Source organism: Corallococcus sp. CA041A, assembly GCF_003612075.1.
GTDB lineage: Bacteria > Myxococcota > Myxococcia > Myxococcales > Myxococcaceae > Corallococcus > Corallococcus exiguus.
This window is the reverse complement of the sequence record NZ_RAWF01000229.1, coordinates 1-16222: the sequence shown is the minus strand read 5'-3', so window position 1 is coordinate 16222 and position 16222 is coordinate 1. Positions and strand designations below refer to the sequence as shown.

13 protein-coding genes, 1 tRNA gene and 2 pseudogenes are annotated in these 16222 nt (G+C 68.3%); 11 read left to right on the top strand and 5 right to left on the bottom strand.

The genetic code is table 11. From position 1 onward, the window contains the following. Window positions 1-65: 65 nt before the first annotated feature. The 3 genes from D7V77_RS31760 to D7V77_RS31755 form a co-directional block, all read right to left on the bottom strand. Window positions 66-139: transfer RNA gene (locus tag D7V77_RS31760), tRNA-Ile, on the bottom strand. Window positions 140-288: 149 nt separating this feature from the next. Continuing rightward, window positions 289-411 (bottom strand): hypothetical protein, encoded by a 123-nt coding sequence (locus tag D7V77_RS45600; protein ID WP_255424682.1) that lies wholly within the window; start codon window positions 409-411, stop codon window positions 289-291. 30 nt (window positions 412-441) lie between these two features. Continuing rightward, window positions 442-1914: a hypothetical protein gene (locus tag D7V77_RS31755; RefSeq protein ID WP_147452221.1), complete on the bottom strand. Its 1473-nt coding sequence runs from the start codon at window positions 1912-1914 to the stop codon at window positions 442-444. Between the two features lie 169 nt (window positions 1915-2083). Between D7V77_RS31755 and D7V77_RS31750 the strand changes: the two genes are divergently transcribed. After that, window positions 2084-2698 (top strand): hypothetical protein, encoded by a 615-nt coding sequence (locus D7V77_RS31750; RefSeq protein ID WP_120580030.1) that lies wholly within the window; start codon window positions 2084-2086, stop codon window positions 2696-2698. On the opposite strand, the gene D7V77_RS43365 is transcribed toward D7V77_RS31750, so the two are convergent. Further along, window positions 2695-3075, bottom strand: coding sequence for a hypothetical protein (locus D7V77_RS43365; RefSeq protein WP_147452220.1), 381 nt, complete (start codon window positions 3073-3075; stop codon window positions 2695-2697). The two genes, D7V77_RS31750 and D7V77_RS43365, sit on opposite strands and share 4 nt — an antisense overlap. A gap of 201 nt (window positions 3076-3276) precedes the next feature. On the opposite strand from D7V77_RS43365, the pseudogene D7V77_RS46040 reads away from it, so the two are divergent. The 4 genes and pseudogenes from D7V77_RS46040 to D7V77_RS43930 form a co-directional block, all read left to right on the top strand. Next, window positions 3277-3735 (top strand): annotated as a pseudogene (locus D7V77_RS46040) (copper oxidase); the annotation flags it as partial. Next, window positions 3672-3926: pseudogene (locus tag D7V77_RS46035) on the top strand (multicopper oxidase domain-containing protein); the annotation flags it as partial. The pseudogenes D7V77_RS46040 and D7V77_RS46035, both read left to right, overlap by 64 nt. Before the next feature lie 18 nt (window positions 3927-3944). Next, window positions 3945-4334, top strand: a complete 390-nt coding sequence (locus D7V77_RS45805; RefSeq protein WP_304485884.1) for a hypothetical protein — start codon at window positions 3945-3947, stop codon at window positions 4332-4334. 332 nt (window positions 4335-4666) lie between these two features. Beyond that, window positions 4667-4834, top strand: a complete 168-nt coding sequence (locus D7V77_RS43930) for a hypothetical protein (protein ID WP_158624527.1) — start codon at window positions 4667-4669, stop codon at window positions 4832-4834. Between the two features lie 106 nt (window positions 4835-4940). On the opposite strand, the gene D7V77_RS45595 is transcribed toward D7V77_RS43930, so the two are convergent. Beyond that, window positions 4941-5066 carry a hypothetical protein gene (locus D7V77_RS45595; protein WP_255424681.1) on the bottom strand — a complete coding sequence of 42 codons (126 nt, stop codon included), beginning with the start codon at window positions 5064-5066 and terminating at the stop codon, window positions 4941-4943. A gap of 608 nt (window positions 5067-5674) precedes the next feature. Here D7V77_RS45595 and D7V77_RS31730 point away from each other — a divergent pair. From D7V77_RS31730 to D7V77_RS31705, 6 genes are read left to right on the top strand one after another with little or no spacing between them, the layout of a single operon-like run. Then, window positions 5675-6832, top strand: a complete 1158-nt coding sequence (locus tag D7V77_RS31730) for an HlyD family secretion protein (RefSeq protein WP_233597360.1) — start codon at window positions 5675-5677, stop codon at window positions 6830-6832. 2 nt (window positions 6833-6834) lie between these two features. Then, entirely contained in the window at window positions 6835-9564 is a 2730-nt protein-coding gene (locus D7V77_RS31725) for an ATP-binding cassette domain-containing protein (protein WP_120580026.1), read from the top strand. Continuing rightward, a complete protein-coding gene (locus tag D7V77_RS31720; protein ID WP_120580025.1) occupies window positions 9561-11672 on the top strand; it encodes an ABC transporter ATP-binding protein in 2112 nt (703 codons plus the stop codon). Before D7V77_RS31725 ends, D7V77_RS31720 begins: the two co-directional genes overlap by 4 nt. Continuing rightward, window positions 11669-13162: a TolC family protein gene (locus tag D7V77_RS31715; RefSeq protein WP_120580024.1), complete on the top strand. Its 1494-nt coding sequence runs from the start codon at window positions 11669-11671 to the stop codon at window positions 13160-13162. Before D7V77_RS31720 ends, D7V77_RS31715 begins: the two co-directional genes overlap by 4 nt. A 6-nt stretch (window positions 13163-13168) precedes the next feature. Further along, entirely contained in the window at window positions 13169-14917 is a 1749-nt protein-coding gene (locus D7V77_RS31710) for a hypothetical protein (RefSeq protein WP_120580023.1), read from the top strand. 8 nt (window positions 14918-14925) lie between these two features. Next, window positions 14926-15939, top strand: coding sequence for a phosphotransferase enzyme family protein (locus tag D7V77_RS31705; protein WP_120580022.1), 1014 nt, complete (start codon window positions 14926-14928; stop codon window positions 15937-15939). The last annotated feature ends 283 nt before the right edge of the window (window positions 15940-16222 follow it).

Genomic DNA, 16222 nt, shown 5'->3' with positions numbered 1-16222 from the left:
GGGCGGGGACGGGGCATGAAAAAAGCCCCGAAATCACTTGGGAAAGTGACTCCGGGGCTGCTTGATGGCCAGGGTCAGACTTGAACTGACTACCTGCGGATTATGAGACCGCCGCTCTAACCAGGTGAGCTACCTGGCCGTGAAGCCCCGCCCGTATACCGGGCCAGGGCCGTGACCGCAAGAACTTCGGACGGGGGAGGAGGGACGTCCTGACAGCACGAGGTCTCCCTCCCAGCCCTGGCGCCGGCGCCTGCCCGGCCGAGGGGCGGCAGGCCCTGGCCCGGCGGCTCAAATGTCGTCGTCGCGCAGGGCCATAGAGGCGTCGTACTCGTTCTGCCAGACCTGCTCGGTGGGGAAGCGCTCCTCGAACTTGGTGGCGAATGCGTTGTCGCCACCGTTGATGGTCACCATGCCATCTGAGGCCCCTCGAACGAGTCACCGCTACTGGTAGCGCGCGACCCAGAGGTTGTCGCCATCCGCGGCGGTCTCAATCCACACCGCCGTTGCATGTCCATTCAGCTCCATGGCCCCCGTGATGGCGCCCACGACAGCTCCCGGCGCGGACCGCAGGGGTTCCGGGGGGCGGAAGTTGCCAGGGGCATATTGGTAGCTCGCCCAGGCTGTGTGGTCGGACTGTGCCCAGAGAGCGACCTGGTCACCGGCCGGGTCGGAGGCGAGCACTGGATATCCGCCAGGCACGGTGCCTCCGAGCCGAGGGTTGTTCGGGTCGACGCTGCGGTCGAAGCGCGGACGGATGTCCCAGGCCTCGTTCGCCGCGATGTACACGCGCCCCTCGGCGGCCCCGGTGAGGGGCGGAGGGTGGGGGATGTACAGCCAGCCGGCCAGTGCGTCGCCCGTGTTCGTCGCGACGACGATGGACGGGTTGAACATGCCTCCGTAGTCGGAGATGTGCGAATCGATGCGCTCGGCGGGCTGCCATGCGTTGCTCTTGCGGTCGTAGCGGCGTGCGTCGATTCCCTGCATCAGTTCGCCGCTCAGCGTCGAGAAGTGCTGTGGCCAGGCGGCGAGCGCGTTGCCCGCCGCGTCCATGGCGATGGCGGGCGTCGTGGCCGCGCCGTAGTTCGTTCGGCTCAGGATGGCATCGCCACACCACTGGAACGTGTCGGCGTTGTACGTGCTGCCATGAATGGCCTGGGTCCCGCGGGTGTCCGCCTGCTGCCACTGCACGAGCGCGTTAGCGTTCGCGTCGAGGGCGGCGGCGGGCCAGAGAGACGGGGTGTCACGCGCCGAATTGAGGGGCACCGGCGGCTGGACCCACCGGTTGCTGGCCACCCCATAGCGCATGGCCATCACCCGGTGCTCGGCGGGCTTGCACAGCGTTTTGCAGAGGGTTGTCCAGACGAAGACTGCATCGCCCGTGGGAGACATGGCCAGGCGCATGGTGGGTGTGTCGTCAACGGGGAACGTGAGCTGTAGCGCGAGGCTCCATTGGCCTGTCGCCGCCGAAAAGTGGCTTGCGAAGAAGGTGTTGCCAGCCGGGGTCTGCTGAAGCCAGACAGCGAGCGCATTTCCCTGCTCATCCGCGGCCAGACTGCTCCGCAGAAGGTTGCCGGGTTGGGATTGGAGCGGCTGCTCGGGCGTCCATGTGTCGGACGTGGCGTCATAACGGCTGGCGTAGATCGCCGTGTAGTCGTGGGGCGCGTTCTGGGTCGTGCCATGCGCGAAGACGGCGAAGGCGCTCCCGGAGGGGCCCGCCGCCACGCGCGTGTGCTCCCACGAAAGCGACGGCCCGGCGGAGAGCCGCTGGGGCTTGCTCCAGCGCATGATGCTCGAAGCCCCCGCGATCGGATTCCGCGGGGAGGGGGCCACCCCCAGGGGGCAGACCGCGCAGCCGAACTCACACAGGGCCAGTCCCATCACGAACAGCGAGGCGCAACGGAAATAGAATCTCATCTGGACAGCGCCTGGATCTACTCCCTGTCCCCCTGACGGGTCACTGCCCGCGAGTCCCTTCCGTGAGAGCAGAATGCAACGGTTGACGCGGTGACCCGGTAGAGTCGGGGTGGTGGCTCCGTCCCCCCTCGGCTGGCCCGAGACTTCTTTCTGACCCTCTGGAGATGAAGTGACGCTCGTACCTCTTCTTGTCGTCGTCCTCGCATCGACCGCGCCCGCGGGTGACGTGCCGCGCTCAGGCTATTTCGGTGCGGGAGTCAACCTGGAGCCCCTCTCACTGGGGCCCGTTCAGGCGTTCTCGGGCGGCCGGGTCGCGGTAGGCGTCAGCCTCCAGGCCGCGTTCCAGGTGGATCTCGGTTCCCGGTGGGCGTTCCGCCTGCCGCTGGAGGTGGGGGTCGGCGGCTCCGGGGATTCCACCTTCTCCGAGCTGGGCGTCACCCCGGGGCTGCTCTACCGCTGGCGCGGCGATGCGGACCAGCGATGGGTTCCGTACCTCGGTGCCGGGCTGAAGCTCGGAGCCGCGGGAGCGGGCAGGGAGTTTCTGGGGCTCCCTCTCGTCACCACCGTGCAATCGCTCGACCTCGACTTCGATGACGATGACGGGGAGTCGGATCCCAACTTCGAGTCGCGCCTGGGCGCTTTCCCGGAGGTCTGGGCCGGGGTGGAGTGGCACCCCAACCGATGGTTCTCGCTCAATGTGGCCGCTGCCTATACCTACGTGCGGGTGCTCGGCACGAGCGTTCATCTGCTGCATGAACGGGTGGGCGTGAGGTTCTCCCTTTAACGGGACTCTGACGGGGACGGGTGCCCCTGCGGTGGGGTGCCGCTTCCGCTCATGCAGCGCTGCATCCCTTCCGCCATGCGCTGGACCTCCTCGACCTGGCCGGGGTTCTTCGCGGTGAGCCGCAGAAGGGCCCCGGTCCGCGTCTGCTCCACCTTCACGTCCGCCATTCCGTGCATGGGGCAGTGCATTCCCGCTCCGCCCATGCCATGGCCCATCATCCCGCCGCCCATCATTCCGCAGGGACAGCCAGATTGCTGCTGCGCGGGCGCGTTCGTCTGTCGCTCCGGGTTGGGTGCCTGCCCAGTGCCTTGGGCTCCGGCGAGCGGTCCAAAGAGCAGTCCCGTGGTGATGAGCAGACCGTATCCAAGCTTCCTCATGGCAGTTCCTCCCAGGCTCGAACTTCCCCAAGGAAAAGCTGCTGCCGGAGCTGGAGGCCGGCCTGGCCAGGCCAGAGTGGGACGTGGGGGGAGGCGGTGGCTCGCCGCGTGAGGCGGCATCATTCCTCGGGGCCGTGAGGTGGTGAACCTCATGGACCGCGGGACATCGACACGGGTCCTCTTCCTGGCTGCCATCACAGCATGGCCACGAGGTCCCCCATGAGCACCCGAACGACTGAGTCCGCGCACGCTCCGGTTCGCGAGGAGGACGTCCCCGGAACCTCGGAGCGCAGGGCACCCCCTGGAAGCCTTCCTGAGGCGGGAGGAATGGGAACCCTGACCCGGCGAAGCATGCTGGCGACAGCGGGCGCTACCCTCACGGGTGGCGCGATGCTGCTGAGCGGCTCCGAGGCTCGCGCCCGGCCGGAAGCCCAGGGGACTCGCGGGCCGCGCCCCGGGATGCCCGGCCGGGACTACCAGCCCGTGGTGGTGCCCAATGGCTCCAAGCTGCCGTGGAAGGTGGTGGACGGCGTGAAGGTCTTCCACCTGGTGGCCGAGGAGGTGGAGCATGAGTTCGCGCCCGGGCTGAAGGCCTTCTGCTGGGGTTACAACGGCCGGGTCCATGGGCCCACCATCGAGGCGGTAGAGGGGGACCGGGTGCGCATCTACGTCACCAACCGGCTGCCCACGCCCACCACCGTGCACTGGCACGGCAGCATGGCTATCACTTCCGCATCACCGAGACGGACGGCGGGCCTGTTCCAGAGTCCGCGCGGCAGCCGGAGACGACGGTGCTCGTCCCCGTGGGCAGCGCACGCGCCATCGAGTTCGTGGCGGACGCGCCCGGCGACTGGGCCCTGCATTGCCATATGACGCACCACCTGATGAACCAGATGGGCCATGCCTTCCCCAACATGATTGGCGTGAAACCGGGTGGGCTGGACGCGAAGGTGCGCGCGCTGCTGCCCGGCTACATGACGATGGGCCAGACGGGCATGGCGGGGATGGGCGAGATGGGGATGCCTGTCCCGCCCAATTCCATCCCCATGGGGGGGCGCCAGGGCAAGCACGACTTCATCACCATGGGCGGCATGTTCACCGTGCTCAAGGTCCGTGCGCGACTGGACGGCTACAAGGACCCGGGTTGGTATGACAACCCGCCAGGCACGCTGGCCGAGGCGGCGGGCGCGGAGTCGCTGCGCCGGGACGGCATCGACGTGGATGCCCCGGCACCGGTGGAGCCCGGCTCACCGGCTTGACTGTTCAGCCGCTCAAGGATCGCTGTAGCGGTACTTCGAGGATGATCCCCGCCGGTCCCATCCGCCCGCTTGCGGAGAGGTCGACTATTCCCTCTGCAGGGAGTGCTCCTGGTGCTCGGTCTCCCCGGCCCCCTCCTTGCCAGTCTGCGCTTCGTACCGCTCATGCGCCGCGTTGGCGGTGAAGCTCGCCGGGGAGGCGAGCGCCAGCGGCAGCGGCTGTGCAGGTCCAGCCCCTGGCGCAGGAGGTTCTTGAGGCCTCCGTAGCTGTACGTGCCGTAGTAGTGGGCTCGCCGGGCGGCCGCGCGTGCGAGCTCGGGCGGGAAGCCTTCCAGGTGCGTGACGATGGCCTGCACCGCGCGCAGCTGCGACAGCACGTCGTCGGAGTCGAAGACGGCACGCACGTACGTGAGCACCTCCTCGCCCAGCTGCGCCGCGCGTGCCTCCTGCGGTGGCGCAGGTCGGCGCGGTGCTGGGGCAGGTGCTCCTCGCAGGTGCTGTAGAGGCCCGCGCCACGCCGGGCGTGCGACCGCTGCCCCAACGGCTCCGGACTGCGATCCGCTTGGCCGACTCCGCTACGAACAGCTTGGGTGACCCGACTGCGATCCATTACCCCGGCCCGTCACAGCCGCTGCCTGGGCTGTAGTGCAGCGCGTCGGCGAGGCCGTCCTTGTTGGCGTCGGTGAAGGTGACGTGCAGCCCCTGGATGGAGGCGAGCTGCTGCCATTGAAACATTGAAACCGTGATGACCAGCCGAGGGGGGCTGACTCAGCAGGTCGGAGGAGGGTGCTAAGTCATTTCAAGCAGGCCGATTCGCTCATCAATTCTGGCGCGGCACACGGCGGAGCACGGACAAATGGCGAGCGAACCTGCCCGACTTGCAAGGTTGGGGTTGAGGTACGGCCCAAATCAAGACGTTGCCAGAAATGAGAAGAGGGGCTGATGGAAGATCCCCATCAACCCCCCCTCTGATAATCGGAAACGAGGAACGACCAGCCTCGACAGCTGGCGTCAAAACGCATCACTACTAACGCGCCTTCGGGCCGCCGCGAACGTGGATCTTGATCTTCATGTCGTGCCTCCTTTCGAATTGAACGCTACGTGTACTCAAAGCTGGATGTCAAATCGAACCAGGGATTAATGTGCAACGCATTGCGGCGATGCGGACGAAGTCCCGCGTCGCATCGTGGCGCCTGTATTCATCCAATGGGGGCGTGAATCACAAAGCAGGGGCCGAGGTGTTGACACGGCGCGACCATTAAGGCGACTTTGGTTCGCGGACCATGGCATATCCCTTCGAGCGGACCCTTCGTTCCCTGAACTACGAGTCGGACACGCGCCTCGTGTTCGTCGCTCTGATGGTGTTGTGCGCTGGCGGGCTCATCGCCTGGTCGCTGTTCGCCAAGGTTCCGCTCGTCAAGGCCAGCTCACAGGCCCGGATCGAGCCACACAACGCCGTCCATCGCATCGAGCCGCCCAGCGCGGGCAGGGTCGTGCTCTCGCTGCTCAAACTCGACCAGGAGGTCAAGGAAGGCGACCTTCTCATCGAGTTCGACGCACGGGTCGAGCGCCTCGAACTCGAGCGGAGTAAGGCGACGCTCTCCGCGACCGAGACGGAGCTCGCCATCATCCGCCAGCAGATCACCAACAAGCGCGAAGAGGCGGCTTTGACGGCACGGGTGGACGAGGTCGCGGTCAAGGAGGCGCTGGGGAGGGAGCAGGAGCTCGCGCCCAGGCACCGGCTCGCGGTGGAACGCGAGCAGCTGGCCCTCAAGAGCCCGACGGGCTCGGTCTCGGAGATGGAGAAGCTCGAGCGCACGACCGATGTCGACGCGCTCCGCTTCGCGCAGACGGCGCAGGGCCTGGCGCTCACCCGACTGCGGCACGAGCAGAACGTGCGCCGTCAAGCCCTCGCCGCGCAGCTGCTGGCACTCGAGCGCGAGGAGCTGGGCGCCGAGGGGCGGATCCGGGACCTCCAGGGCACCATCGACCGCCTTGAGTACCAGATCGAGCGGAAGCTGTATCGGGCGCCGGCCACGGGCCACCTGGTCGACGTGGCGGAGCTCGGCGCGGGAGCGTTCATCGCCGACGGGCAGCGGGTCGGCACCATCGTCGCGAGCGATGCCGAGGTGCGGGTGCGCGCCCGTTTCCCGAAGGAGGTCGTCGGATTGATCCAGCCCGGTCAAACGGCGCGCCTCAAGCTCGACGGCTACCCGATGACCATCTACGGGACGGTCCCCGCCAGGGTGACGGCCGTCGGGACCGAGCCCGGCCAGACCGCCACGCCCGAGGCCATCCCCGGTACGGTGCGCGTCGAGCTCAAGTTCGCACCGCCGGACGATCCTCGCATCCAGCTGCGCCACGGCATGACCCTGGTGGTGGAGGTCGAGGTCGCGCGGGCGTCGCCTGTCGCGCTGCTGATGCGGGCGGTCGGCGAATGGAATCCGCAGCCTGAAGAAGGGCCCACGACCGTGTTTCGGCCCGAAGCCGAGGCCCGCTGACCATGACTCCTCCCAGGCGCCGGCGCTCGATCATTCCCGAGGTGATCCAGATCTCGGCGACGGATTGCGGCCCCGCTTCACTCAAGAGCCTGTTCGCGGGGATGGGCGCCGAGCTCAACTATCGCGTCCTTCGCGAAGTGTGTCAGACGGACGTCGATGGCACCTCGATCGTCACCTTGGATGAAGTCGCGAACCAGCTCGGGCTCGACTCCGAGCAGGTGATGCTTCCGCTCGATCACGTGGTGGTCCCCGAAGCCAAGGCGCTTCCCGCCATCATCGTCACGCTCAGCGCGGGAGGACGGCCGCACTTCGTGGTGCTGTGGAATCGCGTCGGCCCGTTCATCCAGGTCATGGACCCGGCGGCGGGCCGTCACTGGACCCGGATTTCGACGCTGCTGAGCCACCTGTACCAGCACACCACGTCCGTCCCGGCGACCGGCTGGCGCGAATGGGCTGGGTCCGAGGAGGCGGTCGCGACGTTCGAGCGCCGCCTGCTGGAGCTGGGTGAGACGCAGGCGCGGGCGCTGGTTGCCCGGGCACTCAAGGACCCCGGGCATCTGTCGATCGCCAGGCTCGACGCCGCGTGCCGGGCGTCCGAAGCGATGATCCGCGCGGGCGCCGTCCGGCGAGGCCGGACGGCGGCGGGTCTGCTGCAATCCATGATGGCGAAGGACGATTCCGGCGAAGTGCCCATTCCCGCTGCCTATTGGTCCGTTCGCCCCAACCCCGAGGTGGAGGGCGAGCTGTCGATGACCGGCGCGGTGCTGATGCGGGTTCGCGGTTGGCGCGAGGCTTCGAGCGCGGGCGAAGACGCGCCGAGAGCCGTGCTCGCGAGCGACCTGGCGACGGAGCTCGTCGCCAGGCAGGTGAGCCCGGCGCGAACGCTGCTCCGCCTGCGAGGCGAAGATTCGTGGGTCGTTCCGGGCCTGATTGCGGTGGGACTGGTGTTCGCCACCTTCGGGCGGATCCTGCAAGCGCTGATGCTCCGTGGCGTGCTCGACCTGGGGCGCGACCTCGGCACGTTCGCGCAGCGTGCGACGGGCATGGCCGTTCTCGCGGGCGTCGCGCTCTGCTTCATGCTCATCCAAATCCCCATTTCATTGGGATTGCTCGGCATCGGCCGCCGGCTCGAGGTTCGGCTGCGGAAGGCGTATTTCGAGAAGCTCCCCGAGATGGAGGACCGCTATTTCCAGAGCCGGCTCGCCTCCGACATGGCGTCTCGCACGCACAACATCCAGGCGATGCGGTCGCTGCCGCTCCTGCTCTCGCAGGCCCTGGTCCTGTCGCTCGAAGTCGCGAGCATCACTGCCGCGCTCATCTGGGCCGCACCGCACGCATGGCACATCGTGCTCGTGCTCGCGGCGGTCACGCTGCTCGTGCCCCTGGTCGCGCAGAAGCTGCTCTTCGAGCCCGACCTGCGCGTGCAGATGCACTCAGGCGCGCTCAGCGGATTCACCCTGAACGCGCTCGTCGGGCTCACGCCGATCCGGATCCACGGCGCCGAGCGGTCGCTGCGCCGCGCGCAGGAGACCTTGCTCGTCAGCTGGAGCAAGGCGCGCTATTGGCTCCAGACGCTGTCGGTCGGGTTCGAAGGCGGGCTGATGCTGGTGAGCTACGGCCTCGTCATGCTGCTCGTCTATTCGTACCTCGAGGGCACCGATCGGGCTTCGCTGGTGTTGTTGGTCGTCTATTGGGCGCTGCGGTTCCCCATCCTCGGCCAGCGGCTGATGATGCTGAGCCGCGCGTTCCCGAATGCGATGAACCGGGTTCGCCGGCTCCTCGACGTCATCGGCGATATCAAGGATCCGCCGGCCCGACCCGAGGCGCCAGCGCAGGAGCCTGTCGCGCCCGCGGACGCCGCGAGCGGCGTTTCGATCGTGATGGAGAAGGTCCGCGTGAAAGGCGGCGGTCACACCATCCTCGACAAGGTTTCCTTGAACATCGCCCCCGGCGAGCACGTGGCCGTGGTCGGTGTCTCTGGAGCAGGCAAGTCGACGCTGGTCGGCCTTTTGCTCGGCTGGCTCCGGCCGGCGCGCGGCGAGATCAAGATCGACGGGCAGGTGCTCGATCAGGCCGCTGTCGAGCGGCTGCGGCGCACCACGGCCTGGGTGGATCCGGCGATCAGTCTCTGGAACCAGAGCCTCATCGACAACCTCCGGTATGGCAACGACGGCGCGCACGGCTGGTCACTGTCGGGGGCGCTCAAGGGCGCCGAGATGCTCGACATCCTCGAGGCGCTTCCAGACGGGCTGCAGACGTCGTTGGGCGAAGGCGGAGGGCTGGTCTCGGGCGGCCAGGGTCAGCGCGTGCGCCTGGCGCGCGCGATGCTTCGCTCCGGCGTGCGCCTGGCCATCCTCGACGAGCCCTTTCGCGGTCTCGATCGCGACCGGCGCGCGCGGCTCCTCGCCGAGTCCCGGCGGCTCTGGGCGGACATCACGCTCCTCTGTGTCACCCACGACGTCGAGCACACCCAGGAGTTCGATCGCGTGCTCGTGATCGAGAACGGTCGGATCCTCGAGAACGGGCCGCCGAAGGAGCTGCTCGCGAACAAGGAGTCGCGGTACGCCGTGCTCCTTCGCGCCGACCAGGAGAATCGCACGCTGCTCTGGGGCGGAGGGAGCTGGCGCCATTGGTGGCTTTCGCACGGCCAGCTGGTGGAGAGGCCGGCGCCGAAGCCGGTGGAGACGCCGGTCGCGGAGCCCGTCGCAGGCAAGTTGGAGCTGGCGGGATGACGCGCTCGCACTCCGACCTGTTGTGGCCGGTCGAGCGACTGCCCGACGCGCTGGAGCAGCTGGCGCAGAGGCAAGGCTATGGCAGGGCCGCGGGCGAGATCGCTCCGCCCGCGGCGGCCGTCGAGCCGAGCCGGGTCTGGATGTTCGCGCTCGGAGATCGACTCGGCGTGGAGCTCGAGCCGATCACGCCGCTCTACCACGAGCTGCCCGACGTCCTCGAACGCGCCGCGCCCTGCATCCTCCAGGTCCGGCGAGACGGCGTCCCGTCCTATCTGGTGCTGCTGGGGACGCGGCGCGGGAAGCTGCGCCTGCTCGCGCGCGACGCCACGGCGGTTTCGGTCCAGACGAAGAGCGCGCTCGCGCTCCTGCGCGAAGAGCAGGAAGCCACCGTCTCCGAGGTGGACCAGCTGCTCGGCGGCGTGGAGATGTCGCCCCGTGCGCGCGAGCACGCCCGCTCACGGATGCTGCTGCAGCGGCTTGGCCAGGCGCAGCTGCGCACCGGCTGGATCATGCGCCCCAGGCGCACCGCGAGCCGGCGGACGCTGCTCGGCGACATCCCGTCGCTCGCCGCCGGCATCCTCGTGAGCCACACGCTCCTCTCGCTGGTGCTGGCTGGCTCGTTCTGGTTGCTCGGTCGCGCCGCGCTCCAGGCCCACCTCGAGACCGGCTGGTTCCTGGGGTGGATCGCCGTGATCGCGTGCGCGATTCCGCTGCGCATGCTCGAGGTGTGGTGGCAGGGCGTGTTCTCGATCCGGCTCGGAACGCTGCTGAAGCAGCAGCTCCTCGCGGGAACCCTCAAGCTGACCCCCGACGAGGTGCGGCTCGACGGCATCGGCCGCCATTTCGGCCGCGTCGCCGAGGCCGAGGTCGTCGAGCAGCTCGCGGTCGGCGGTGCCCTGCTCGCGGTGTTGTCACTCGTCGACTTGATCCTGGCGGGCGTCATCCTCGTGCTCGGGGCGGGAGGGTGGCCCCAGGCGATGGTGCTCGTCCTGTGGGTCGTGGTCGCGTTCGTCCTCGCGCGCCGCCACTACGGCGTCCAGCGGGCGTGGTCGAGCGCGCGCGTCGAGATCACCCACGACCTGCTCGAGCGCATGCTCGGCCATCGAACGCGGCTGGCGCAGCTTCCACTCGAGCGCTGGCATGATGGCGAAGACGTCCGCTTGAGCTCCTACTCAGAGATCTCGAAGGTCATGGATCGCCGGACCATGCAGCTGACCGCGCTCCTGCGCGACGGCTGGTTGGTGCTCGCCCTGCTGACCTTGCTGCCGGCGTTCAGCAGCGGTACGGCCAATCCCAGCGCGCTGGCGGTGTCCGTGGGCGGCATCTTGCTCGCGCTGCGAGCCTTCGACGAGGTCGCCGTCTACTTCCAGCAGGTCTCCCAGGCGGCGGTGTCGTTCGAGCAGATCCGCGACTTGTTGCTCGCGGTGGGCCGCCCCGAGCTCGAATCGAAAGTCCCTCTCGAAATGGAGGGAGGCAAGCCCACCGACGCCGCCGGCGGAACCCTCATCGAGGCGCGGGGCGTGACCTTCCGGCACGACGCGCGCACCCGGCCGGTGCTCGAGAACTGCTCGTTCCAGATCGCGCAGGGCGACCGCATCCTGCTGGAGGGCCCATCGGGCGGTGGCAAGTCGACGCTGGTGTCGCTGTTGACGGGCCTGAGGACGCCGCAGGGCGGTGTGATGCTGCTGCACGCGTTGGACCGCGCGACGTTCGGCTCCTCGGGCTGGCGCAAGCGCATCACCGCCGCGCCGCAGTTCCACGAGAACCACGTCCTGTCCGGCAGCTTCGCGTACAATCTCCTGCTCGGGCGCGAGTGGCCGACCTCGCCCGAGCTGCGGACCAAGGCCGCCGCGCTGTGCAAGGAGCTCGGGCTGGACGAGCTGATCGCCAAGATGCCCGCCGGCCTCGAGGAGATGATCGGCGAGACCGGCTGGCAACTCTCGCACGGCGAGAAGAGCCGGCTCTACATCGCGCGCACGCTGCTGCAGGGGGTCGAGCTGGTCATCCTCGATGAGAGCTTCGCCTCCCTCGATCCCGAGACCATGCGGGTCGCGCAGCGCTGCGTCCTCAACCACGCGAAAGCCCTCGTGGTCGTCAGCCACCCATGAGACTTCGATTCACGCTCGCCCTCCTCGCGACGCTCTGCTCCGGTTGCGAGCTGATCCGTCCCGTCGTCGTCGAACCGCCTCTGGCGCCGAGCAGCTACTCGACCGCCGTCGATCCGCGCCCCGAGCCGCCCCAACCGTCCAGCGCCCCCGAGGGCGGGGTTCCAAGCCCGCGGCCGTCGGAGGAGGGCGTGCCCGCGCAGCCAGCCGAGCCCATCACCCAGGACGCAGTCTGGTGGACGGCGTTCGCCGATCCGGCTCTCGACACGGCCATCCAGGAGTGCTTCGGCGACAACCTGGCCCTGCGCGACGCGCGGGAGCTGATCTACGAGAACCAGCTCGACCCCGCCGTGCCGCAAGGTTGGTGGTACCCGCTCCAGGTCGGCATCCTGAACCCGGCGGGGCTGAGTCATGTCGTCGCCAACGTTCCGCCCGCGCCGCCAACCCGGACCGAGTACAGCGTCGCCACCGTCGGTGTCGGCGTGGCCTACCAGGTCGACCTGTTTGGCGCCCTCGATGCGCAGCGGCGCGCGGGATTGAACTTCGCCGAGCAGCAGCGGCAGCTCACCGAGGGCCGCGTCCAGGACCTCGCGGTGCGGATCACCCAGATCTGGTTCGACATCCTCGAGGCCCGCGCGCTCCGGGACCTCACGCTGCGGCAGATCGACTACAACAAGGAGCTGCTCCAGCTGATTCGAGCGCGGTTCGAGCAGCACCTCACGCCCCGGCTCGTGGTGCTGCAGCAGGAGCAGCTGCTGTTGAACCTCGAATCGCAGGTGCCGCTGATCGCCACCCGGAACGCGCTCTTGAATTCGGAGCTGAAGGCGCTGCTGGGCCGGGTACCCAGCCCCGCCGACGACGTCATTCCACTCGATCGACAGCTTCCCGATCTCCCGCCCCCTCCGAAACTCGGAACGCCGGGCGACCTGAACGCGAACACGCCCGAGATGCGGCTCGCGGAGCTGCGCGTCGCCGAGGTCGAGCACCGCATCAACGCGAACCTGGCGAGCTGGCTTCCGACGATCCAACTGGTGGGCAACGTGGGCGCTTCGAAGTACGGCCTCAAGGAGCCGGTCCTGGGCGAGTCCGTCGTCGGGGTGGGCCTGACCTGGGCCCTGTTCGATGGAAGGCGAGTCACCGAGTACTTGCGACTGCCGATCCAGCTCCAGCGTCGCCACGTCCAATACCAGCTCGCGCTGCACACCGCGATCGGACGGGTGCAGGATGCCGTGGTCCAGGAGGAGAACGAGGCGACGAGCCTGCGCAGCCTGCGCGCGCAGGTCCAGCTCGGGCGGCAGCTCCTGGACGAGGCGAGGCGGATCTTCGAGCAGGGGCAATCGGACTATCTGACGGTGCTCTCCGCCCTGACGAATCTGGTCGGGCTCGAGCGCGCGAGTCTGCAAGCGCAACGGCTGCTGCTCAACCATCGCGTCGAGGTCTATCGCTCGCTCGGCGGCACCTGGTCGCGCGACGTCACACTGGAGCGGGAGTGAGAAGCCATGGCACAGCTGCAAGCGGATGAGATGCTCTACATTCCCAATCGAAAGCGGCTCACGCACGACCGGCTCGACGCAGGGAATGGCCAGCAGGTCCTGCACCTCTTCTATGGCGAGGTGGAGCTCATCTTCGACGAGCCGGACATCGCGCCCCTGGGCGAGAAGCTGCTCCAGGTCGAGCAATTTCAAGCCTCCGACGCCATGGCGTGGTCGGACGGCGCGCCCCATTCCTGGGACAAGATCCGGGACCTGCTCGAAGCATTGATCGAACAGCGGGTGTTGAGGCGGGTCTCGGATGCGCCCACGGGCCGCACCGCGGTGTCCTTCCCTGAGCGGTTGGGTGAGGTGCCAGCCGGGCGTGAGCCGCTCACGTTCAGCGCCCGCGACAATCGTTGTCCCTTTCTGACCGAACAGGCGTTCGGACGGGCGTTCGAGCTCTCGAACCTCGAGGTGGTCGTGCCGGTCTACCGCGTGGCGCATCCGGCGCTCGACGGTGACGGCCGGCAAGTGGGCGAGAACAACGTCGCACCGCGCACCTTGTTCCTCGATCTCCCCACCGTGCGCAAGCAGTGCCAATACGCCGGGAGCCGGTACCAGAACGAACTCCCGATGAACGTGACCGCGATGAAGGCCATGGCGCGTCAGTGGCCGGACCTGCTCTCGCTGACCGAGCAGTTCCGCAAGGCCTTCCTCGCGCGCATGCCACCCCGGACCCCGGGCGTGCTCACGGCGGGCGAGCTCCACATGATGGTCGTCTGCACGCTCGCGTCGGTCGGGTACGTGCTGGTGCGGGGCACCCATCCGGTGCCGAACGGAGAGCTCGACAGCGGGCTCGCGGCCATGTTCCGGCTGATCGACGGAGTTCGCCTGGTCACCAACGACCTGGTGCGCGACGCCCCCGAGCAGCCCGTCACCGCGCAAACGATCGTGGACTATGCCGAGCGTCACGCGGTCTTCCATGGTCCGCACGGCGTGTGCGCCGGGCCGCCGGCGCTGATCAACGAATATCTGCAGGTGTTGACCGGCTCGGCCCCGGCACCCATCGAGGCCCAGCCCGACATCGCAGCGCGCCTCGGCGATCTCGACGCCGCGATCGATTACGGCCTGCTCGGGCAGCGCGTCGAATCGGTGGTCCGCTTCCTCGGCGCGACCCAGGGGCTGCTCCACGAACGGCTCCGGGCGGCGTTCGCCGGACACCTCCCGCGCACCGCGCTGCAAGAGTGCGTGGAGGCGCCCATCGATGTCGCGCATTACCCGTTGCTCCGGGACGATTTCCCACTCGCCGAGACATACCAGCGCGAGATCAAGCTCAGCCGCTGGTTGTTCGCGCGCATCGGCGAGGCGTTCCCCGGCACGCCTCAGGGCACCTCGCTGGACGAGCTGGCGAAGCTGGATCCCGCCGAGCAGGCCACGAGCCAGCGGCGACTGGCCGAGCTCTTCGCGCATGGGCTGCCGGGAGACAAGGTCGTGGCGGAGCCCCTCTGCGGTGAGCTCGCTGGCGTCGCTGCCAGCGCGTTCGCCCTCGAGCGCCGGTGCCTGCGCGTCGTCGAGCGCGAGCAAGCGATGCTGAACCAGCGGCTCCGGCGCCCGGATCATCCCCTGACCGGCACGGACCTGGCTGTGTTCACGCGGCCGCGCAATGGCCCCCCGTTGGCGGAGACCCTCGCGCGCGGCCTGGGCGTCTTGGTCACCAGCGACTCTGCCTCGACCGTGCTGGGCTACGGTGAGAGCAGCCTCACCTTGAAGGACTAGAGGGTCCGATGCATCCAGAGCTCGTCCGCCGCTTCCACGAACCGATTCGCGATGAGGCTGCGCGCCGGTATGGCCTGTCGCCCGAGCAGCTCACCGAGCTCACGGCCTTCGAGAACTTCGTCTACGAGGCGGAGAACGACGACGGCGAGGGCCTGATCTTGCGGATCTCGCACAGTACGCGGCGAACGATCGACTACACGCTGGGTGAGGTCGAGTTCGTTCGCTATCTGGCCGCCGCGCGCATTCCCATCGCCTCGCCGGTCCTCTCCGATTCGGGGCAGTTCGTGGAGCGGATTGAAGACCGCGAGCCCGGCAGCTACTTCGTCGCCACCGCGTTCGAGCGCGCGCCGGGCATCGTCTTCGACGACGCGCCTCCGCTCAAGGAGCGCTACTGGAAGCCCCCCCTGTTCCGCGACCTGGGCCGGCTGTTCGCGCGGCTCCACAACCGCGCCCAGACCTACGCGCCTTCGAGCCCCAGGCTCAAGCGCCAGGAATGGCATGAGTACGACGTGGTCGACATCGACCGGTTCGCGCCTCCCGAGGAGAAGCTCGTTCGCGAGCGCACCGCGGCGATCATCGCGCGATTGAACCAGCTACCGCGAACACCGGAGAGCTACGGGCTGATCCACGCCGATCTCCACATGCACAACTTCTGCTTCGCCGAAGGGAAGATCACCGCGTTCGACTTCGATAACTGCGAGTACGCGTGGTTCGTCAAGGACATCGCGGTACTCCTCTTCTACATCGCGCGAGGCGAGGCTCGAGAGGCGCGCGACGAAGCGGCCGCTGCGTTCCTGGGGCCGTTCCTCGAAGGGTATCGGGAGCTCCGACGGATGGAGCGCGAGTGGCTCGCGGCCGTGCCGGACCTGCTCGCGCTCCAGCGCTCGATGAATTACGCGCTGTTCCACCAGTATCGCGACCCGGCCGTGCTCGACGAGAGCACGCTCGACCGGTGGGGGCGGTTCCGGCGCGACATCGAAGCGGACACACCCGTCCTGCAGATTGATTTCACGAGCTTCTAAACGGCGAGGCGTGATTCCCGATCGGCCCGGAGGGTAGGCCGGCGCTGGACGGGTGGGGAAGCGGCAGGAACCCGCTCCGTTCGGCCTTGTGTGCGCAAGAACCAGAAGGAGAAGCGAGCCCTGCCACAGGGGGAACAGCTCCGCCTACGCAGTCGAGACCGCAGGCGCCTGATTCGCTGGGGTGAGAGGACTGGCTGCCCGCTCACCCTGCGACGGTGCATGGCGGTGGCGAAGGTGGCCAGTGGCCAGTCGCGAGCGCAGGCATCGCGAGAGTTGCTGTGCG